This window comes from Spirillospora sp. NPDC048819 (assembly GCF_040650055.1).
GTDB lineage: Bacteria > Actinomycetota > Actinomycetes > Streptosporangiales > Streptosporangiaceae > Spirillospora.
Map to the genome: position 1 here is coordinate 1 of NZ_JBEZGN010000070.1, position 20,594 is coordinate 20,594.

18 protein-coding genes are annotated in these 20,594 nt (G+C 72.2%); 6 read left to right on the forward strand and 12 right to left on the reverse strand.

Going from position 1 to position 20,594, the window contains the following annotated elements:
• The first annotated feature begins 218 nt into the window (after positions 1-218).
• The gene (locus tag AB0C35_RS44750; protein ID WP_358470346.1) at positions 219-1,553 is read left to right on the forward strand and encodes a UDP-glucose/GDP-mannose dehydrogenase family protein; all 1,335 of its coding nucleotides are present in this window, start codon (positions 219-221) and stop codon (positions 1,551-1,553) included.
• A gap of 38 nt (positions 1,554-1,591) precedes the next feature.
• Positions 1,592-2,011: a CoA-binding protein gene (locus AB0C35_RS44755; protein WP_358470349.1), complete on the forward strand. Its 420-nt coding sequence runs from the start codon at positions 1,592-1,594 to the stop codon at positions 2,009-2,011.
• A 31-nt stretch (positions 2,012-2,042) separates the two neighbouring features.
• Here AB0C35_RS44755 and purE read toward each other — a convergent pair whose 3' ends face one another.
• Complete coding sequence (purE, locus tag AB0C35_RS44760) at positions 2,043-2,540, reverse strand: 5-(carboxyamino)imidazole ribonucleotide mutase (RefSeq protein ID WP_358470352.1); 498 nt, start codon at positions 2,538-2,540, stop codon at positions 2,043-2,045.
• Positions 2,537-3,727: a 5-(carboxyamino)imidazole ribonucleotide synthase gene (locus AB0C35_RS44765; protein WP_358470355.1), complete on the reverse strand. Its 1,191-nt coding sequence runs from the start codon at positions 3,725-3,727 to the stop codon at positions 2,537-2,539. The genes purE and AB0C35_RS44765 overlap by 4 nt, the downstream gene beginning before the upstream one ends.
• A 222-nt stretch (positions 3,728-3,949) precedes the next feature.
• Here AB0C35_RS44765 and AB0C35_RS44770 point away from each other — a divergent pair, with 222 nt between their 5' ends.
• A complete protein-coding gene (locus tag AB0C35_RS44770; RefSeq protein ID WP_358470358.1) occupies positions 3,950-4,531 on the forward strand; it encodes a GtrA family protein in 582 nt (193 codons plus the stop codon).
• 62 nt (positions 4,532-4,593) lie between these two features.
• Here the strand turns inward: AB0C35_RS44770 and AB0C35_RS44775 are convergent, their stop codons facing one another.
• The 5 genes from AB0C35_RS44775 to glgX form a co-directional block, all read right to left on the reverse strand.
• Complete coding sequence (locus tag AB0C35_RS44775; RefSeq protein WP_358470361.1) at positions 4,594-5,865, reverse strand: ATP-binding protein; 1,272 nt, start codon at positions 5,863-5,865, stop codon at positions 4,594-4,596.
• Between the two features lie 101 nt (positions 5,866-5,966).
• Complete coding sequence (locus tag AB0C35_RS44780) at positions 5,967-6,638, reverse strand: response regulator transcription factor (protein ID WP_131951643.1); 672 nt, start codon at positions 6,636-6,638, stop codon at positions 5,967-5,969.
• Positions 6,639-6,789: 151 nt separating this feature from the next.
• Positions 6,790-8,583, reverse strand: coding sequence for a malto-oligosyltrehalose trehalohydrolase (gene treZ / locus AB0C35_RS44785; protein ID WP_358470366.1), 1,794 nt, complete (start codon positions 8,581-8,583; stop codon positions 6,790-6,792).
• Complete coding sequence (gene treY / locus AB0C35_RS44790) at positions 8,580-10,949, reverse strand: malto-oligosyltrehalose synthase (protein WP_358470369.1); 2,370 nt, start codon at positions 10,947-10,949, stop codon at positions 8,580-8,582. Before treY ends, treZ begins: the two co-directional genes overlap by 4 nt.
• Before the next feature lie 16 nt (positions 10,950-10,965).
• A complete protein-coding gene (glgX, locus tag AB0C35_RS44795) occupies positions 10,966-13,188 on the reverse strand; it encodes a glycogen debranching protein GlgX (RefSeq protein WP_358470372.1) in 2,223 nt (740 codons plus the stop codon).
• 237 nt (positions 13,189-13,425) lie between these two features.
• On the opposite strand from glgX, the gene AB0C35_RS44800 reads away from it, so the two are divergent.
• Positions 13,426-13,788: a (2Fe-2S)-binding protein gene (locus AB0C35_RS44800; RefSeq protein WP_358470375.1), complete on the forward strand. Its 363-nt coding sequence runs from the start codon at positions 13,426-13,428 to the stop codon at positions 13,786-13,788.
• A 103-nt stretch (positions 13,789-13,891) separates the two neighbouring features.
• Positions 13,892-14,389 carry a bacterioferritin gene (gene bfr, locus AB0C35_RS44805; protein WP_358470395.1) on the forward strand — a complete coding sequence of 166 codons (498 nt, stop codon included), beginning with the start codon at positions 13,892-13,894 and terminating at the stop codon, positions 14,387-14,389.
• Positions 14,390-14,393: 4 nt separating this feature from the next.
• Here bfr and AB0C35_RS44810 read toward each other — a convergent pair whose 3' ends face one another.
• Together AB0C35_RS44810 and AB0C35_RS44815 are read right to left on the reverse strand one after the other, a co-directional pair.
• Entirely contained in the window at positions 14,394-15,419 is a 1,026-nt protein-coding gene (locus AB0C35_RS44810) for an adenylate/guanylate cyclase domain-containing protein (protein ID WP_358470377.1), read from the reverse strand.
• A gap of 123 nt (positions 15,420-15,542) precedes the next feature.
• Positions 15,543-16,400, reverse strand: a complete 858-nt coding sequence (locus AB0C35_RS44815; RefSeq protein WP_358470380.1) for a biotin--[acetyl-CoA-carboxylase] ligase — start codon at positions 16,398-16,400, stop codon at positions 15,543-15,545.
• 82 nt (positions 16,401-16,482) lie between these two features.
• Between AB0C35_RS44815 and AB0C35_RS44820 the strand changes: the two genes are divergently transcribed.
• Positions 16,483-17,256, forward strand: a complete 774-nt coding sequence (locus tag AB0C35_RS44820; RefSeq protein WP_358470383.1) for an enoyl-CoA hydratase-related protein — start codon at positions 16,483-16,485, stop codon at positions 17,254-17,256.
• A gap of 89 nt (positions 17,257-17,345) precedes the next feature.
• On the opposite strand, the gene AB0C35_RS44825 is transcribed toward AB0C35_RS44820, so the two are convergent.
• Genes AB0C35_RS44825 through AB0C35_RS44835 form a run of 3 tightly spaced genes read right to left on the reverse strand, consistent with a single transcriptional unit; the run spans position 17,346 to position 20,406 of the window.
• A complete protein-coding gene (locus AB0C35_RS44825; protein ID WP_358470386.1) occupies positions 17,346-19,139 on the reverse strand; it encodes an FtsX-like permease family protein in 1,794 nt (597 codons plus the stop codon).
• Entirely contained in the window at positions 19,136-19,876 is a 741-nt protein-coding gene (locus AB0C35_RS44830) for an ABC transporter ATP-binding protein (RefSeq protein ID WP_358470389.1), read from the reverse strand. The genes AB0C35_RS44825 and AB0C35_RS44830 overlap by 4 nt, the downstream gene beginning before the upstream one ends.
• Positions 19,873-20,406, reverse strand: a complete 534-nt coding sequence (locus AB0C35_RS44835) for a PadR family transcriptional regulator (protein ID WP_358470392.1) — start codon at positions 20,404-20,406, stop codon at positions 19,873-19,875. Before AB0C35_RS44835 ends, AB0C35_RS44830 begins: the two co-directional genes overlap by 4 nt.
• Positions 20,407-20,594: the final 188 nt, after the last annotated feature.

A 20,594-nucleotide genomic window follows, 5' to 3' on the forward strand; every position in this document is an offset into this window, starting at 1 on the left:
ACCGCCGCGAAAGGAGCGATCTTGGCATCGGCCAGCTCACGCACCGTCCGCCGCAGCAGCTCATGCTCCTCGGACGGCGCGTACGCGGGAAAGTCAGAACTCATGACCCGAATGCTACCGGCCAGTACGGTCGGTTGGCCGGTGCACGGAGCCGCCCGCAACGGGCACCTTGTGAATGAGGCCGCTAGTCGGCGACAGCGAAGCGAGAGGAGCAGGCCTTGTCCCACCGGCTGACGGTCATCGGAACGGGTTACCTCGGCACCACCCACGCGGCGTGCATGGCCGATCTCGGCTTCGAGGTGCTCGGTCTCGACCTGGACGAGGAGAGGATCGCCCGGCTCTCGGCCGGTGACCTGCCGTTCTTCGAGCCGGGCCTGGAGCCCGTGCTGCGCCGCGGGCTGGAGAGCGGCCGGCTGCGGTTCACCTCGTCCTACAAGGAGGCCGCGGAGTTCGGCGAGGTGCACTTCCTGTGCGTCGGCACCCCGCAGAAGGCCGGGGAGTACGCCGCCGACCTCACGTACGTGGACGACGCGATCGGCACGCTCGCGCCGCTGCTGAACCGGCCGTGCCTGGTCGTCGGCAAGTCCACCGTGCCGGTCGGGACCGCGGCCCGGCTGGCCGAGACGATGGCGCGGACCGCGCCGGTCGGCGGCGACGCCGTCCTCGCGTGGAACCCCGAGTTCCTGCGGGAGGGCTTCGCCGTCCAGGACACCCTGAACCCGGACCGGATCGTCGCGGGGCTGCCCGCCGACCAGGGCGCCGCCGAGCACGCCGAGAAGGTGCTGCGCGAGGTCTACCGGACGATGATCGAGGCCGGCACCCCGTTCATCACCAGCGACTATCCGACCGCCGAACTGGTCAAGGTGTCGGCGAACGCGTTCCTCGCCACCAAGATCTCCTTCATCAACGCGATGGCGGAGGTCTGCGAGGCCGCCCACGCCGATGTGACGAAGCTCTCGGAGGCGCTGTCCTACGACGACCGGATCGGCGGCAAGTTCCTCGGCCCCGGCCTCGGCTTCGGCGGCGGCTGCCTGCCGAAGGACATCCGGGCGTTCATGGCCCGCGCCGGGGAGCTGGGCGCCGACCAGGCGCTGACGTTCCTGCGCGAGGTCGACGAGATCAACATCCGGCGGCGGATCCGGATGGTGGACCTCGCCCGGCAGCTGCTCGGCGGCTCGTTCGCCGGACGGACGGTCGGGGTGCTCGGCGCGGCGTTCAAACCGAACTCCGACGACGTCCGCGACTCCCCCGCGCTCGACGTGGCCGCGTCCATACGCGCGCAGGGCGCCAAGGTCACGGTGTACGACCCGCAGGCCATGCGCAACGCCCGCCGCGCGCAGCCGAGCCTGGAGTACGGCGACTCCGCCATGTCCGCCGCGCGCGACGCGCATGTCGTGCTGCTGCTGACCGAATGGGCCGAGTTCCGGGACATGGACCCGTCGGCGCTCGCCGAGGTCGTCGCCGAACGCAACATCGTCGACGGCCGCAACGCCCTGGACCCCGAGCAGTGGCGCGCCGCCGGCTGGAACTACCGGGCCCTCGGACGCCCCTGAACGGGAACTAACCGGCCGCGGGCGCTGTTGTCGCGGACATGACTGATGCCTTCGCCGACCAGGACGTGATCCGCCGGCTGCTGAACGAGTCCAGGACATGGGCGTTCGTCGGGCTCGGCGACAACCCCGAACGCGAGGTCCACACCCAGGCGCGGCTGCTCCAGGAGCGCGGGAAGCGGATCATTCCCGTCCATCCGGCGGCGCGGGAGGTGCTGGGCGAGAAGGGCTACGCGTCCCTCGCCGAGGTGCCGGACGCCTCCGGCGTGGACGTGGTCGGCGTCTACCGCCGCGCCGAGCACGCCGGGCAGGCGGTGGACGAGGCGATCGCGGCGGGCGCGAAGGCGGTGTGGCTGCCCCTCCAGGTGATCGACGAGGCGGCGGCCCGGCGCGCGAAGGACGCCGGGCTCGACGTCGTCATGAACCGCTGCCCCGCGGTCGAGTGGGCCCTGCGGCGCTGACCGCCGGCCCGTCCGGCACCCGGGCGGACGCTCAGCGGCCTTTCCGGAGCCGCGCGCCCTTGGCCTTGGCCTGCCCGTAGAGGTCCTGCTGGAAGACCTTCATCTTGGCCCGCAGGTCATCGTCGGACGCGGCCAGGATGCGGACGGCGAGCAGCCCGGCGTTGCGCGCGGCCCCGACCGCGACGGTGGCGACGGGCACCCCGGCGGGCATCTGGACGATCGACAGCAGCGAGTCCATCCCGTCCAGGTACTTCAGCGGGACGGGCACGCCGATCACCGGCAGCGGCGTCACCGACGCCAGCATGCCCGGCAGGTGCGCGGCCCCGCCCGCACCCGCGATGATCACGCGGAGCCCGCGGGCGGCCGCGTCCTCCCCGTAGGCGATCATGTCGTGCGGCATCCGGTGCGCGGAGACGACGTCGGCCTCGTGGGGGACGCCGAACTCGGCGAGCGCCTGCGCGGCGCCCTCCATCACCGGCCAGTCCGAGTCGCTGCCCATCACCACGCCGACCAGCGGCTCCGTCGTCATGTGCGTTCCTTCATCTCGGTTCCCCACCGCAGGTAGTCGGCGGCGTGGCGGGCGCGTGCGCGGACGTCCGCGACGTCGTCGCCGAGGACGGTCACATGGCCGATCTTGCGGCCCGGCCTGGACTCCTTGCCGTACATGTGGACCTTGACGCCCGGGTCGTGGGCCATCACGTGGAAGTAGCGGGAGTAGACGTCCGGGTCGTCGCCGCCGAGGACGTTGGCCATGACCGCGACCGGGGCGGTGGGATCGGTGGAGCCGAGGGGCAGGTCGAGGACGGCCCGGAGGTGCTGCTCGAACTGCGACGTCCGGGCGCCCTCGATCGTCCAGTGCCCGGAGTTGTGGGGGCGCATGGCCAACTCGTTCACCAGCAGCCCCTCGCCGGTCTCGAACAGCTCGACCGCGAGGAGGCCGACGACGCCGAGTTCCGCGGCGATGGTCAGCGCGAGACGCTGCGCCTCGGCGGCCGTCCCGCGCGGCAGGCCCGGCGCCGGCGCGATCACCTCGGTGCAGATGCCGCCCTCCTGGACGGTCTCCACGATCGGGTACGCGGCGCCCTGCCCGTACGGGGAGCGCGCGACGACGGCGGCGAGCTCGCGGCTGAACGGGACGTGCCGTTCGGCCATCAGGTCGACGCCCTCCGACAGCAGCCGCTGGACGAGGTCGTGCGCCTCGCGGCCGAGGTCGTCGATGATCCAGACGCCCTTGCCGTCGTAGCCGCCGCGGGTGGCCTTGATCACGATCGGCCACCCGTGCTCGCGGGCGAACGCCTCCAGGAAGGCCGCCGGCGCCGACGGCGGCACGTGCGCGTAGGCGGGGCACGGCACGCCGAGCGCGCTGAGCCGGTCGCGCATGACGAGCTTGTCCTGGGCGTGCGCGAGGGCGGCCGATCCGGGACGGCACGGCACACCCGAATCCTCGAGCTTCTGGATGTGCGGCCCCGGAACGTGCTCGTGGTCGAACGTCACGACGTCGCAGCCCTTGGCGAACGACACCAGGTCGTCGAGGGACCGGTCATCGCCCACCCGGACGTCGGAGACGACCTTGGCCGCCGACTCGTCCGGCGCCCCGGCGAGCACGCGCAGCGACACGCCGAGCCCGATCGCGGCCTGCTGCGTCATCCGGGCCAGCTGTCCCCCGCCCGCCATGCCGACGACCGGCGCCTCCCGCCGCTGAGCTGGTCTTGTCACGTCTGAAGGTTATCGGCCGCCGCGCGCGAACGAATCATCCGGCCGCTGCGTCGAAGCTGTGTGGGGCGGGCGACAATGGGCAGGGAACGCACCGACGACGTGAAACGTTCTTGTTCCGACGTCCCCGGGGCCACGGGCGTCTATTCTCGTGGTGCCTCCGCAGTAGCAGCCGCGCCGTCGTCCGTGGCGCACCGCCGAAGTCCGGAAGGACGGTTCCCCTTCGTGAGCCTGGTCGCCAATCTCCATCGGCAGTTCGAGCACCTCGTGCGCGAACTCGCCAAGTTCGGCAGCGTGGGCGCGGTCGCGTTCGTCATCACCGTCGCGATCGGCAACGGCCTGCACAGCGGTCTGGGGATGGGCCCGCTGACCTCCAACGGCATCGCCACGGTCGTCGCCACGACGTTCTCCTACCTGGCCAACCGCTACTGGACGTTCCGGCACCGCGACCGCACCGGCCTCGGCCGCGAGTACGTGCTGTTCTTCGCACTGAACGGCGTCGGGCTGGTCATCACCGAGCTGTTCATCGGCTTCTCGCACTACGTCCTGGGGCTGTCGGGCGCCATCTACTACAACGCCGCGCTGGTCGTCGGCACCGGTGTGGCCACCCTGTTCCGCTTCTGGTCGTACAAGAAGTGGGTGTTCCTGCCGTCGAGCGCGCCGCAGGTCGACCCCGCGTCCGGGCTGCCGGAGGCGCCCGCCGCCGAGGCGCCGGGCATCCACCGGGCCAACGGTCAGGCGGCGCCGTCGCCGCGCCTCGGCCACCCGCTCGACGCCCACGCCGCCGAGGACTACGCCGAAATCTAGGCCGCCCGCCCGCCCGCCCGGGCCCACCGGCTCAACCCCCCGCCGGCTCGGGCCCCGCCCGCTCAGGCGGGGCCCATGACGACCCTTTCCGCCGCGAGGCGGGCCTCGGCGGCCTGGCGGAGGAAGACCCCGAACACCGCGGGACGGGACTGGACCAGCTCCAGGCGCCCGCCGTCCACCGTGGCCAGGGACCGGGCCAGGTAGAGCCCGAGGCCGGTGCCGCGGCCGCCGCTGACGCTCCGCTCGAAGATCCTCGGCTCCAGTTCGGGCGGTATCCCGGCGCCCTCGTCGCCGACCTCGACCACCACCGAGCTCATGCCCGGCTTGGTGTGGATGGTCACGGTGCCGGCGCCGTGCATGAGCGAGTTGTCCAGGAGCGTCGCGACGATCTGGGAGAGGCCCTCGGGGTTGGTCATGCCGACGAGCCCCTGCTCTCCGATGATCCGCACGTCCCGGCCGTCCCGCCGGAAGATGGGCCGCCACTCCTCGACCTGCTGGGCGATGATCTCGTCGATGGGCGAGGCGATCGCGCCGCCCGTGCGGTCGTGCTTGGCGCGCGACAGCAGCTGCTCGACGACCGCGACGAGCCGTTCCGCCTGCGCGACGGCCGCCGCGCCCTCCTCCCGGACGACGTCGGGATAGTCGGCCGCCTCGATCATCTCCTCCAGCCGCATGGACAGCGCGGTCAGCGGCGTGCGGAGCTGGTGGCTGGCGTCGGAGGCGAACTCGCGGCTGTTGGCCAGCAGGTCGGCGATCCGGACGGCGCTGCGGTCCAGCACCTCGGCGACCCGGTCGACCTCCGGGATGCCGTAGCGGCGGCGGCGCGGCCGGGCGTTGCCGCTGCCGAGCCGGTCGGCGGTCTCGGCGAGGTCGACCAGCGGCAGGGTCAGCTTGCGGGCCTGCACCATCGCCAGGCCGACGGTGACGGCGACGCCGAGCAGGGCGAGGCTGGCGATGAGCAGCATCAGCCGCAGCGCGTCGGCGCGGACGCCGGCCTCGGGGCGCGAGACCCGCACCCGGACCGTGCCGTGTGCCGCGGTGGCGGTGAGCGCGGGACGGGTGTTCGCGGTGCCGGCGGTGAGCGTCCGGCCGTCCGGCATGATGATCGAGATGTGCCGGCCCGGATACTCGCGCGCGATCACCGCGCCGGCGACCGGCCGGTGCGCCTCCAGATCGAAGCCGACGCCGCCGGCGATGGCGGACGCCTCACGGTCCAGGGACCGCCTGGCCTCCTCATAGACGAGCTTGTGGGCGGCGTAGGCGAGGGGTATGCCGAGCAACAGGATCGCGACCACCGCCACCGCGAGCGTCGACAGCAGGAGTCGGCGCCTCATCAGGGCTCCTTCGAGGGTGGGGCCACGGACCGCACGGCACCGCGCCCCCGGGGCCTCTCGGGAAGGCCCCGGGCGGTTCCGCCCGGCCGTGGCGGCCGGAGCTAGTCGCCGCGTTCGAACCGGAAGCCGACGCCCCGCACGGTCGTGATGTAGCGGGGGCTGCCGGCGTCGTCGCCGAGCTTGCGGCGCAGCCAGGAAATGTGCATGTCGAGCGTTTTGGTGGAACCCCACCAGTTGGTGTCCCACACCTCGCGCATGATCTGTTCGCGGGTCACGACCTTGCCGGCGTCCCGTACGAGGACGCGCAGCAGGTCGAACTCCTTGGTGGTCAGCTGGAGCTCGTGGTCGCCCATCCAGGCGCGGCGCGACTCGGCGTCGATCCGCACCCCCTGGACGATCGGGGTTTCGGTGCTGCCCCGGCGCAGCAGTGCCCGCACCCGGGCGAGCAGCTCGGCCAGCCGGAACGGCTTGGTCACATAGTCGTCGGCGCCCGCGTCGAGCCCGACGACGGTGTCGACCTCGTCGGCCCGGGCGGTCAGGATCAGGATGGGCACGCCGTGCCCTTCGGCCCGCACCCTGCGGGCCACCTCAAGACCGTCCAGTTCTGGAAGGCCGAGATCGAGGACGATCAGGTCCACGCCGCCGCCGAGCGCCCGTTCCAGCGCCTGCGGGCCGTCCGGGCTGACTTCGACGGTGTACCCCTCGCGACGCAGCGCGCGGGCGAGAGGCTCGGAGATGGACGTGTCGTCCTCGGCGAGCAGTACTGAGGTCATGGACCGATCGTATGACCATTCTTGAACATTGCCCGGCGTGCGCCGCGCTCTTGACCTGCGGTTTGCCACTCGTAGTACATCCTCGAACACGGCGTATCAGGCTGTATCGGGACGCAGTTCTCATCACACCCACCCCACGAGGCTCGCGAGGTCACCCGAACACGGCCGCGGAGGCCCCCGGCAGCGCCACCGAGGCCGATCCGGAATCGCCGATGATGTCCGCGTCCAGACGGATTGCCGGATCCGAGGCGAGCAGCAGCCGGGGAGCGGCCTTCCCGGGAGCGGACGCCGGGAGGACCACCGGGCGGGCACCGAGGTTCGCCGCGACGCACACCCGGCCCCGCCACATCATCAGCCAGCGCGCCATGGCGTCGTCGGCCTCGACGATCGTCTCGGTCAGCCGGGGGTCGTTCAGCTCGGGCAGGGAACGGCGCAGCGCGAGCAGCGCCCGATGCCATTCGAGCAGGTCACGGTGGTTCGGCCGGTCGGGCTCGGACCAGTCGAGGACCGAACGCCGGAACGTTTCCACAGCCTGTGGATCCGGAATTCCGCCACTCCAGCCGTGCCGCGCGAACTCCCGCCGGCGCCCCTCGCTGACCGCGCGCGCCAGTTCGGGGTCCTGGTGGTCGGTGAAATAGCACCACGGGGTGGACGCACCCCACTCCTCGCCCATGAACAGCATGGGCGTGAAAGGCCCGAGCAGAAGCAGCGCCGCACCGACCTTGAGCATCGACGGCGCGATTCCCGCGGACGCCAGAACGGTGCCGATCCGGTCTCCCGCAGCGCGGTTGCCGACCTGGTCATGGTTCTGCAGAAAGCCGAGGAACCGGTGCGCGGGGGTCTTCTGGACGTCCACCGGACGGCCGTGGTGCCGACCCCGGTAGGACGACATGGCGCCGTCGTGAACGAAGACCTTCGTGAGCGCCTTCTTCAGCGTTTCCAGAGGGCCGAAGTCGCAGTAGTAGCCCTGCCGTTCGCCGGTGAGAGCGGCGTGCAGAGCGTGGTGGAAGTCATCGCTCCACTGCGCGTCCAGCCCATATCCACCCGCCTCTCTGGACGTCACCAGGCGCGGATCGTTCAGGTCGGACTCGGCGATGAGGAACAGGTTCCGTCCAAGGTGGGCTGAAAGACCGGCCACCGACCGCGCCAATTCTTCGAGAACGTGGACGGCGCTGTGGTCGGTGATGGCGTGGACGGCGTCGATGCGCAACCCGTCGAAGTGGTAGTCCCGCAGCCACATCAGCGCGTTCTGGACGACGAACGCCCGGACTTCGTCCGCCCCTTCCTGGTCGAAGTTGACCGCGTCACCCCAAGGCGTGGTGTGGGCGTCGGTGAAGTACGGTCCGTAGCCGGCCAGGCGGTTCCCGTCAGGCCCCAGGTGGTTGTAGACGACGTCCAGGACGACGGCCAGACCGCGCGCATGGGCGGCGTCCACGAAACGCTTCAGCCCGTCAGGGCCGCCGTAAGGCTCGTGCGGCGCCCACAGGTGCACACCGTCGTACCCCCATCCGTGGTGGCCGGGGAACGCGGCGACGGGCAGCAGCTCCACCGCGTCGATCCCGAGCGCCACCAGATGGTCGAGGCGTTCGGCGGCCGCGTCGAACGTCCCTTCCGGCGTGAACGTGCCCACGTGCATCTCGTACAGGACGCTTCCGGGGAGCGGGCGTCCATGCCAGTGCTGATCCGTCCACGCGAACCGCGCCTGGTCGTAGACGCGGCTCGGCCCGTGGACGCCGTTCGGCTGCCATGGGGAGCGCGGGTCGGGCAATACCTCCTCCGCCCTGTCCAGGGCGAAGCCGTAGTCGGTCCCGTGCCCCGCGCCCGGCACACCGGCCGCCCACCATCCCGGACGGCCGTCCAGCCGTTCCATGGGATGCCGGGTGCCGCCCACCACGACGTCCACGCGGCCGGCGACCGGCGCCCACACCTCGAAACCGGCGCTCAACGATCGATTTCCCTGGGGACGAGCAGGGCGACGGGCAGATGCTCGAAGACGCGGGCGGCGTCCAGGACCGGGCCCATGTGCGTGCAGCCGGTCAGCACGTCCCGCCAGCCCTGCTGGACGACGTCCACCCTGGTCCGGCCCCAGCCGCCGCGGCGCTCCAGCCCGACCGGCAGCCGGGTGGCGAGCGCCACCGCCTCGCCGCGGGCGAACCCGATGACGTGCTCGGCGGCGGGCCCGCCGGCCGTGACCGGCTCATGCCGGGCGCCGGGGCCGAACCAGTCGGGACGGGACCGGCGCAGCCGCAGCGTCCGCGAGGTGACCAGCAGCTTCTCGTCGTCGACCTCCTTCGGCAGCCGCCCGGTGTCGAGCCGCTGGAGGTGCTCGCGGCGCCGCCCGTAGTCGACCGGCCGCCGGTTGTCGGGGTCGACCAGCGCCAGGCCGGTCAGCTCGCAGCCCTGGTAGACGTCCGGGACGCCCGGCATGGCCAGTTGGACGAGCTTCTGCCCGAGCGTGTTCACCCGGGCGTGGCGGGCCAGCCTCCCCACGAATGCGGCCAGGTCGGTGACCAGGTCCGGGTTCGCCAGGACGCCGCGCGCGTAGGCGAGGACCGCCTCTTCGTAGCCGGCGTCCACGTCGGCCCAGGAGGTGCGGGTCTTGGCCTCGCGCATCGCCTTGGTGAGGAACTCCTCCAGGCGGCCGATGGTGAGCGGCCACGCGCCGACGAGCGTCTGCCACAGCAGGTATTCGAGATCCGGTTCCAGGGGCGACTCACCGGGGCTCCAGTGCCGCCAGCGGTCCACGGCCTCCGCCCACTCGCTCGGCATCTCCGACAGCACCGACAGCCAGGCGCGCACGTCCTCCTCACGCTTGGTGTCGTGCGTGGACAGCGTCGTCATCGTGGACGGCCAGTCGCGGGCCAGCCTGACGCAGTACGAGTGGAAGTCCTCGGGGCTCACGGCGAACCGGCTCGGGTCGCCGCCGACCTCGTTCAGCGCGGCCATGCGGTTCCACCGGTAGAACGCGGTGTCCTCCACGCCCTTGGCCGCCAGCGGAGCCGACGTCTGCTGGAACCGCACGATGAACTCGGCGTCGGTGCGCTCCCCGCGCCCCAGGGCCAGTTCCACGACGCTGTCCAGGTCGCCGTGCAGTTCCTTCGGCAGATGCGCCCGCGCACGGCGGGCGGCCTCGTCAAGGACGTTCACGGCCTGCTGCGGCGCGTCCTCACCTGGCACGACGTAGGCGCGGTAGACCGGCATGGCCACGAGAAGCTCGACCAGAGCCCGCTCCAAGCCGGGGCGTTGCTCCATTACACGGTCCCCCACGACGCGCTGGAGGACGCGCAGAAGCCGGTCGATCTCGGGCTTCAGGCCGTGCGTCGCGGCGTGGAGGCGGGCGTCGCGCTCAACCTCCTCGAAATCGCGGGGGCCACCGGTGATCGACACGTAGTGGTCGGTGAGCGGCTTCTCCCCGGCGGGGTCGATGAACAGGCCGCCGACCATGCCGAGCGCGTCGTAGCCGGTGGTGCCCGCGCACGGCCAGTCCGCCGGCAGCCGCTCCTCCCCCTCGGTGATCTTCTCGACCAGCAGCCAGGCGTCCGGGAGCGCCTCCGACAGCCGCCGCAGATAGCCGCGCGGGTCGGCGAGCCCGTCCGGATGGTCGATGCGCAGGCCGTCCACCAGGCCCTGCTCGACCAGGCCGAGCAGCAGCCCGTGCGTGCGCTCGAAGACCTCGGGGTCCTCCTGCCGCAGCCCGATCAGGCCGGAGATGTCGAAGAAGCGGCGGTAGTTGGGCTCGCCCTCACCCGGCAGGACGACCCGGCCGCCGCCCGCCTCCCAGTCGATGTCGAACCACTTCGCGTACGGCGAGCCCCGCCCCTCCGCCAGGACGGCGGTGAGCGGCATCTTCGGGTCACCGGGCTCCGGGATCGCCATGTGGTTCGGGACGGCGTCGACCAGCAGCCGCAGCCCGTGGGCGCGGAAGCGGGCCGCCATCGCCCCGAACGCCTCGGCCCCGCCCAGCTCGTCCGCCAGGCGGGAGTGGTCGATCACGTCGTAGCCGTGCGTGGACCCGGGCGCGGCCCGCAGGACCGGCGACAGGTAGACGTGCGACACGCCGAGGGACGCGAGATAGGGAGCCAGCGCGGCGGCCTCGGCGAATCCGAAGTGCTCCTCCGGCGTCCCGCGGAGCTGGAGCCGGTAGGTGCCGGACGGGGGTGCGTCGAATCCGTCGTCGTCGGGGACGGACTCGTAGGCGCTGCTCGGTTCGGACAGTTTCTCTTCGGCCAGGTGGTCCTCGGACACGGTCTCCTCATCAGGGGGGTCGTCGGGGAGCGGTTCCTCGGCGGCGGGTTCGGCGTGTTCGTTCACGGCTCGTCCGGACAGCTCAGACACGGCGCAGGACCTGGATCGAGCGGTCGCCGACCGGGACGGTCTCGCGGGCCTTCACGACGGGCGACTCCTCCTCGGCGAGCAACGGATCCGCGGTGTCGAGCATCTTTATCCACATTTGCCCGTATGTGGCGGGCGGAAGCGTGAACGTCAGATCCCCGTCGTGCCCGTTGATCAGAAGAAGGAACGAGTCGTCCCTGACCTGCCTGCCCTTCGGGTCGGGCTCGCCGATCGCGTCGCCGTTCAGGAACACGTTCAGCGACTTGCTGAAGCCGGCGGACCAGTCCCCGTCGGCCATCTCCGCGCCGCCGGGCGTGAACCAGACGAGGTCGGGCAGGTCCTCGGCCCCGGCCTTCGCGGCGCGGCGCGCCTTCTTCGTCCGCTGGTCGCCGAGGAAGAACCGGCGCCGCCGGAACACCGGATGCTCCGTGCGCAGCCTGGACAGGCTCTGGACGAAGTCGAGCAGGAAGCCGCGTTCGTCGAAGCCCCGCTGATCGTCGAACCCGCGGCGGCCTGCGGGGCCTCCCCGCCGGGGCGAGCGCGTGTCGTCGCGCATGCCCGTCCAGTCGACCCAGGACAGCTCGTCGTCCTGGCAGTAGGCGTTGTTGTTCCCGCCCTGCGTCCGGCCGATCTCGTCGCCGTGCAGCAGCATCGGCACGCCCTGCGACAGGAACAGCGTGGTCAGGAGGTTGCGTTTCTGCCGCTCCCGCAAGGAGACGACGTCCAGATCGTCGGTCGGGCCCTCGTGGCCGCAGTTCCACGACCGGTTGTCGTCGGTGCCGTCCCGGTTGCCCTCGCCGTTGGCCTCGTTGTGCTTGGCGTCGTAGGAGACCAGGTCGTGCAGGGTGAAACCGTCGTGGCAGGTCACGAAGTTGATCGAGGCGATCGGCCGGCGGCCGTCGTCGGCGTACAGGTCGGACGAGCCCGTCAGCCGGGACGCGAAGTCGGGCAGCGCGCCCGGCTCCCCGCGCCAGAAGTCCCGGACGGTGTCGCGGTACTGGCCGTTCCACTCCGTCCACAGCGGCGGGAAGTTGCCGACCTGGTAGCCGCCCTCCCCGACGTCCCACGGCTCGGCGATCAGCTTCACCTGCGAGACGACCGGGTCCTGCTGGACGAGGTCGAAGAACGCCGACAGCCGGTCCACCGCGTGCAGCTCACGGGCCAGCGTCGCCGCGAGGTCGAAGCGGAACCCGTCCACGTGCATGTCGGTCACCCAGTACCGCAACGAGTCCATGATCAGCTGCAGGACGTGCGGGCTCCGCATCAGCAGGCTGTTCCCCGTGCCCGTCGTGTCCGTGTAGTAGCGGGGGTCGTCGTCGGCGAGCCGGTAGTACGAGGCGTTGTCGATGCCGCGGAACGACAGCGTCGGGCCCAGGTGGTTGCCCTCGGCGGTGTGGTTGTAGACGACGTCGAGGATCACCTCGATGCCCGCCGCGTGCAGCGCCTTCACCATCGCCTTGAACTCCAGCACCTGCTCGCCCCGCGCCCCCGACGCCGCGTACTCGTTGTGCGGCGCGAAGAAGCCGATGGTGTTGTAGCCCCAGTAGTTGCGCAGCCCCCGGCTCGCCAGCGCGTCGTCGTGGACGAACTGGTGGACGGGCATCAGCTCCACCGCCGTCACCCCGATCGAGCGCAGATGATCGGTGATCACCGGGTGGGCGAGGCCCGCGTACGTGCCGCGCAGCGCCCGCGGGACGTCCGGGTGCCGGGCGGTGAGGCCCTTCACGTGCGCCTCGTAGATCACCGTCTCGTGGTACGGGGTCCGCGGCGGCCGGTCGTCCCCCCAGTCGAAGTAGGGGCTGACGACCACCGACCGCATCGTGTGCCCCGCCGAGTCGGCGTCGTTGCGCGACCACGGGTCGCCGAAGTCGTAGCCGAAGCAGGACTCGTCCCAGTCGACCGTCCCCTCGACCGCCTGCGCGTACGGGTCGAGGAGCAGCTTCGCCGGGTTGCACCGCAGGCCCCGGCGCGGGTCGTACGGGCCGTGCACCCGGAACCCGTACCGCCGGCCCGGCATGACGCCCGGCAGGTACGCGTGCCAGACGAAGGCGTCCACCTCCGGGAGCGCCAGCCGCGTCTCCTCGCCGTCGCCCGCCGGCCCGTCGAACAGGCACAGCTCGACCCTCTCGGCCGCCTCGGAGAAGACGGCGAAGTTCGTCCCCGCGCCGTCGAACCGGGCCCCGAGCGGATAGGCGTCACCCGGCCAGATCTCCGCCAATGTCCCGCCCCTCCCGTCCATGCGGCTCCGCCCGCCGCGGGCGCGCGAGCGCGGCTGCGCACGGGAAGGGCCTTCCCCGTGAGGTTTAGATCACACCGGTACCGATTGGGAGCCCACTGGCCAGAACGGACATTCCTGAGCTACTTTAGGGGAGCCTAACCTTAATGAGGGTGCCCTAAGCTCCCCAGGTCAGGCGCTTGGAGCCAGGTCGAACCGCACGGAAGGTCCACAAGCGGCATGTACGTGTGCATCTGCAACGTCGTCACCGAGGACGACGTTCACGGCTGCATGGCGGACGGATGCACGACCGCCAAAGAGGTCAAGGCCGCCTGCGGTTTCAAGCCCGGCTGCGGCATGTGCACCAAGCGCATCCACACGATGGTCAGCGAATACCGGACGGCGAGCGAACTCGCCGACGCCCTCACCGGCGGCCCCGCCGCGCTGGCCCCCGTCCCCGAGGCCCCCGGGGTTCCACAGCCCACCAGACCCGGCGTTCCCGCACCGGCCGCGCCCCAGGAGGCCATGCCCGGACCGGACGTCGCCGCACAGATCGTCCCCGAGACCAGCGAAGGGGGAACCGCTCCGCAGACCGCCGCCTGAGCCCGTCCCGGCACCCGCATGGCACCGCCGCGCCCGGCGGACAAAACGCCATCGCGGGGGTCAGTGCTGTCCAGAACCCACCCTTCGTGGAAGCATGGGCACCATGGAAGGCGACAAGGACATCATCGCGCTGCTGAACGACCAGCTCACCGCGGAGCTCACGGCGATCAACCAGTACTTCCTGCACTCGAAGATGCAGGAGAACTGGGGCTTCACCCGCATCGCCAAGCACACCCGCGACGAGTCGTTCGACGAGATGCGGCACGCGGAGCGGCTGACCGACCGGATCCTGTTCCTGGAGGGCCTGCCGAACTACCAGAAGCTCGGCACCCTGCGGATCGGGCAGACCATCGTCGAGCAGCTCGAATCGGACCTCGCCATCGAGATGGAGGCCGTCGCCCGGCTGCGTCCAGGGATCGAGCTCATGCGCTCGCGCGGCGACGTCACCTCCGCCCGGATCTTCGAGGACATCCTCGCCGACGAGGAGGAGCACATCGACTACCTGGAGACCGAGCTGAGCCTCGTCCAGGAACTCGGCGAGCAGAACTACAAGCAGCGGCTCACCGGATCCCCCGGCGACGACGGCCCCAAGCCCGTCTGAGCGGCTACGGCGCCCCGGTGTCCGGCGGCTTCGGCGCGGGATTGCGGCGCAGCACGTACGGCTGGATGATGCCGAGGCCGCGGACCGGGCGCCGCACGATCCGGGTGACCTCGTAGACCGGCCGCTTCTCCAGCTGGGCCGCCAGCTCACTGTCGATCACGACCGAGCCGGGCCGCGCCAGGGACGTCAGCCGGGCCGCGAGGTTGACCGTCGTACCGAACACGTCGCCCATCAGCGGCAGGACCGGCCCGTACGCGACGCCGACGCGCACGTCCGGGACCTCCGTCTCGTCCTGGATGGCCGCCGCCACCGTCAGCGCTATCTCCGCGCCGACCTCCGGCGTCTCCGCGCTGAACAGCACCTCGTCGCCGAGCGTCTTCACCAGCCGGCCGCCGCACGCCGCGATGATGTCGGCGGCGGTCTCCTCGAACCACTCCACGACCCGGGCCAGCTCGATCTCCTCCAGCTCCCGGCTGACCTGCGTGAACGACACCATGTCCGCGAACCCGACCGTGGTCATCGGCCGCCCCGCCGGGTCGCCGTTCTCCCGCGTCGCCGCCGCCGCCAGCGCCCGCGTCCCGGCCGCCGCGAGCTGCCGCCGCCACGCGTGCACGACCAGCGGCTCGAACTCGCCCATGTGCTTCTCGGCGATGTCCACGATCGTGTCGACCGCCTCCGCGGACGGCATGTCGTTCGGGTCCTGCGGCAGCATGCTGCGCAGCAGGTTGACCTGCCACTCGGCGAGCCGCGTCATCGTCTGCCCGAACGCCCGGACCAGCCGGATCACGCCGTCCTCGTCGAGGATCCCGTCGTCCACGAGCCGGCGGAGACGGTCCAGGGCGGCGACGTCGCCCTCGGTGTAGGCGACGGTCTCGTCCGGCATCGACGGGTACCCGAACGCACGCCAGATCCGGCCGGAGAACTCCCGGGACACCCCGGACAGCCGGACGGCGTCGACACGGGTGTACCGCAGCTCGCCCCCCAGCAGGAGCTCTTCGATCTCCTTCGGATCCGGCAATCCGGCCGCCATCATCCGCCCCTCAGTCCGCCGCCGCCCCGGGCGGGGACACCGGCGTCATGGATCGGTTCCGGAACATATCGTCGCAGATCAGCAACACGGTCAACGTTCGGACCGTGGATCGCCGTTCCCCGTTCACCGGACGTGCACCACATCTCCCGCGCTGACCACCCGATCCCCGCCCGTCCCGGCCACCACCAGACGCCCCGCCCCGTCCACGTCCCGCGCCGTCCCCGCCAACGTCTCCGCACCGGGCAGCTCGACCCTCACCCGCCGCCCGAGCGTGGCGCACAGGTCCTTGTACGCGGTACGCAGCCCGCTCGTCTCCGGATCACCGCCCAGCGCCGTCCACTCCCGGTACCAGGTCGCGAACTCCCGCAGGATCGCGCGCAGCAGCGGCGCCCGGTCGCTCTGCGGCGCACCCTCGATGGCCAGCGACGTCGCCGACGGCACCGGCAGCTCCTCCTCCCGCAGCCCCACGTTCAGCCCCACCCCGACGACGAGCCCGCCGTCGGTCTTCTCCGAGAGGATCCCCGCCAGCTTCCGGTCCCCGACCAGCAGGTCGTTCGGCCACTTGAGCCGCACGTCCACGGCCGCGTCGCCGCCGCTGAGGAACCCGTCCCCCTCCTGCGACCAGGCCGTCATCCGCCGGACGGCGGTGGCGACGGCGACACCGGTCAGCAGCGGCGCCCAGCCGAGCATCGGCACCGGCACCTCCGGCCGCAGCAGCACCGAGAACATCAGCCCCGACCGCGGCGGCGCCGTCCAGGACCGCCCGAGCCGCCCCCGGCCCGCCGTCTGCATCTCGGTGACCAGCACGGTCCCCTCCGGCGCGCCGCCCCTGGCCCGCTCGGCGAGGTCGGCGTTGGTGGACCCCGTCTCGGCCACGACGCGGACCTCCCGCCACAGCCCGCCCTCCCGCACGAGCGCCCGCTGCAGCGCCGCCTCATGCAGCGGCGGCCGTCCAAGATCCCCGTAGGGTGACTCGCTCACCCTCCCAATCCAACCCCATGCGCGACTCGATCTTGGGGGCAGCCGTCCGTCAAGACACCCCGCGATCGTTAGGGTGCCGTTCATGGATGGTGTGACGTTGCGGCGCGACGGGCATGTCGCGGAGATCGTGCTGGACCGGCCCGAGGCGCTCAACGCCTTGTCGACGGCGATGGCGCGGCGGCTCGCGGCGGTGTGCGCGGAGGTGGCGGCGGACGCGGCCGTGCGGGCCGTGGTGCTGAGCGCGGCGGGCGAGAAGGCGTTCTGCGTCGGCGCGGACCTCAAGGAACGCAACGCGATGACCGACGACGAGATCATGGCGCAGCGGCCCGTCTTCACCTCCGCGTTCCGCGGCGTCCTGAACCTCCCCCAGCCCGTCATCGCGGCCGTGCACGGCTACGCGCTCGGCGGCGGCTGCGAGTTCGCCCTGTCCGCCGACCTGATCGTCGCGGACGAGACGGCCGTGTTCGGCCTCCCCGAGGTGAGCGTCGGCCTCGTGCCCGGCGGCGGCGGGACGCAGCTCGCCCTGCGCCGCCTCGGCCCCGGCAGGGCCGCCGACCTGGTCTTCACCGGCCGCCGCCTGAGCATCGAGGAGGCCGTCGAATACGGCCTCGCCGACCGCAGGGTCCCCGCCGGCGCCGCCCGCGACGAGGCCCTCGCCCTCGCCGGGGTCATCGCGGGGAACTCCCCGGTCGCCGTCCGCGCCGCGAAACGCGCCCTCCGCCAGGGCGGCGGCGTCGGCCTGGACGCGGGCCTCGACCTGGAGGAGAACGCCTGGCGCACCGCCGCCGCCTCCGCCGACCGCCGCGAGGGCATCGCCGCCTTCGCCGAGAAGCGCAAACCCGTCTGGCCATCCTGATCGAGAGTTCCGCGCCCACCGCGCGGCCGCGCCCCGTATCGCGGTCCGGGGTCTGGGTCGCTCGACCTGGGCTGCCTCGGGCGCCGTGCTCAGGTCGCCTCGGTGCTGAGGGTCCGTGCGATGGACCGGCGAGCCGCGAGACGCGCGGGCAGCGCGGTGAGCGCCGCCGTCGCCAAGGGAGCGGCGAGTGCCGGGATGAGCAGCGTCCACGTGGGGGGACTGGCGACGTTCGGAGGGGAGAGGGACAGCACCAGGAACAAACCCAAGGGGACGCCGAGGACAGCACCGGGCAGGGTCGGGAGGAGTTGCGCGGCGGACAGCCCGGCCGTGATCTGCCCGGGGGTCGCGCCGAGCGTGCGGGCGATGGCCATGACGGGCCGGGCCTCCAGCGCCGTCGTCCAGGTGATCGTGACGATGTTCACCGCGGCGAGCACGGCCAGGGCGACGGTGACGGACAGCAGCACGCGGTGGCCCTGCTCGATCTGCACATTGCCCAGGTCGGAGGAGCCCAGGCCATAGTCGTAGTCCGGTTGGACGCGGGCCACCAGCAGGGCCGTGACGCCGATCATCATGACCGCGATGCTCCACGCGTGCAGGACGGCGCGACCGGGGCGGCGACCGATCAGGCGGAGTGCGAGCAGCAGCGAGGGCGGCAGCAGTGCCGACAGGCCGTTCAGCCAGGGCCGGCGGCTGGGCGGGCGGCCGGTGTCGGCGAGCGCGGTGACGGTCTCGGTGCGTAGGGCGCGCCGGGTGGGACCGAGGGTGGTGAGGACCGCCACGGCCAGGGCCAGGAAGGTCGTGACGGCGACGGTGTCACCGGTCGGGCCCGCGGCGGTGGACAGCAGGCTCGCGGTCGGGTTGGCGAGGCCGGGCGCGGCCACCCGGGCGATCGTCAGCCCCAGCGCGTCGGCGACCAGCGCCAGCGTCAGGTACTCGCCGAGCAGGACGCCGGCGATGAGGGCGGGCGTGGCGCCGACCGCCTTGAGCAGCCCCACCCGCCGGGTCTGCTCGGTGGCGCGTCCCGCCGCCAGCGTGGCGACGCCGCCGACGGCCAGCAAGGCGAGCAGCCAGCTGCCGATGACCAGGACCGGTTGGCTCTGCCGGAGTACGCGTTTGTCCCGCTCGGCTATGGACTGCCAGGTGGAGAAGTGCGTCAGGTGGTCGTCACCGAGCCCGCGGGAGTCGACGAACGCCTGAGCGGCGGCGGGGTCCCGCAGTTTCAGGTACAGCAGGGAGGTCACAGGGAGGTCGGCGGCCGCCAGCGTCCTGGTGTCGGCCTCGCTCATCCAGACCAGGCCGCTGTAGTCGCTCGGACCGCCGTTCGGGCCGATCATCTGCGCCCCCGGATAGATGGGGTGCGCCGCGGTCACGGCGATCCCGGCGACGGGAAGCGAGCGGCCGGCGACGGTGACGCGGTCGCCGACCCGGACGCCCAGGACGGCGGCGAAGCCCCGTTCGACCACCACACCGCCGGGACGCACCCAGGTGCCCGAGGTGACCAGCGGGCGATCGATCGGGCCCGGCGTCGCCTCGGCGCCCTGCGCCACCGCGGCCGACGTCAGGCCCCGCGCCTTCAACGTCGTGTAGTACTGGCGGTACGGTCCGCTATGGGCGGTGACTTCGGGCGCCTGTGCCACCGATGTCAGGGCCGAGGTCGCGGCCCGGTCGCCGCCAGGGGAGAGCGCCACCACGTCGGGTCCGGCCGTGGCGGCGTGGGTCTGCCGGTAGAGCGTGTCGGTCGCGCCGCGCAGCGACATGCCGAGGGAAAGGGTGGCGGTGGCGGCGGTGATCGCCAGCAGCATCATCGCGGCCTGGGCGGGATGCCGGCGCACGTCGGCCACGACGAGGCGGAACACCAGCAGGACGCGGCCCACGCGGCTCACTCTCCCCACCCGAGGATGTCCCCGAGCGCCCCGGCGGCACGGCCCGCCAGCCCGGTGTCGTCGACGCACGTCCCATCGCGCATCGACACGACCCGGTCCGCGGTGGCCGCGACCCGCTCGTCATGCGTGACGATCAGGAGGGTCTGCCCGGCTGCGCGCAGCCCCTCGAAGAGCCGCAGCACGTCGAGCGTCGCCGCGGTGTCCAGGTTGCCGGTCGGCTCGTCGGCCAGCAGCACCAGCGGCTCGTTGGCCATGGCACGGGCGATGGCCACCCGCTGCCGCTGCCCTCCCGACAGCTCCCACGGCAGGTGCCGGGCGCGGTCGGTGAGCCCGACCCGCTCCAGCAGCGCATCCGCGCGGCGCCGGGCCGCACGCGGTGAACGGCCGGCCAGCAGCACGGGCAGCTCCACGTTCTCCCGCGCCGACAGCTCCTCCACCAGGTGGAATGACTGAAAGACGAAACCGACCGACCGTCGCCGGAGGCGGGCCAGCGCCCGCTCGCTCAGGGCGTCGATCCGCCGGCCGGCCAGCCATACTTCCCCACTGCTGGGCCGCTCCAGCCCGCCCAGCAGGTGCAGCAGCGTGGACTTCCCGCAGCCGCTCGGCCCCGTCACCGCCAGCATCTGCCCCGCCGGAACGTCCAGGTCGACCTCATCGACCGCCCGGACCAGGCCCTGCCCCCGGCCGTGCTCCTTGCACAGGCTGCGGACCTGCAGCACCGCGCCCAACTCGTTCATGCATCCTCGGATTCGTCAGCGATCTTTGACCAGACCCGCTCGCATGCCTCCAACCAGCGCAGGTCGGCCTGCAACCGCAGCGCGATGCCCTCCAGCAGCAGGCCGGCGGTCGAGCCGTCCGGCTCCGCCAGCAACGCGCGCTGCGCCTCGCCGAGCCGCCGCAGCAGCTCGCGGCGCTGCGCGTCCACCAGCTCCACCGGATCGGCGAGCCGGCCCGCGGCCGCGGCGGCGAGCTTGAGGTGGAATTCCGCCAGGTTCGGCTTCGGCCAGTTCACCTCGCTCAGCCAGGCGGCCACCCGCCGCTGCCCGGCCGCCGTCGGCGCGTACACCCTGCGGTCCGGCCGGTCCGCGAGCCCATCGGCGCGTTCGGACGTGACCAGCCCGGCCTTCTCCAGCCGGGCCAGGGTCACGTAGACCTGCCCCGCGTTCATCGACTCCCCGAGCGGCCCGAGGGCCTTGCGGAGCCGCTCGCGCAGGAGGTAACCGTGCGACGGTTCCTTCGCCAGCATCGCCAGCACCGCGTCCTGCATGCACCACCCCTAACGGCTAGCCAATAGATAGCGGTTAGGGATTAAGGACGTCAAGCAGACCCGGACACGCCGCCTGAGAAGGCGTTCTGCGTCCCGAGCTGCTTGGCCGAGTCGGAGTAGCCGAGCATGACCTCCAGGCGGCGCCCGGTGGCGTCCAGGCGGTCCTGGACGGCCGGGATCCGCAGCAT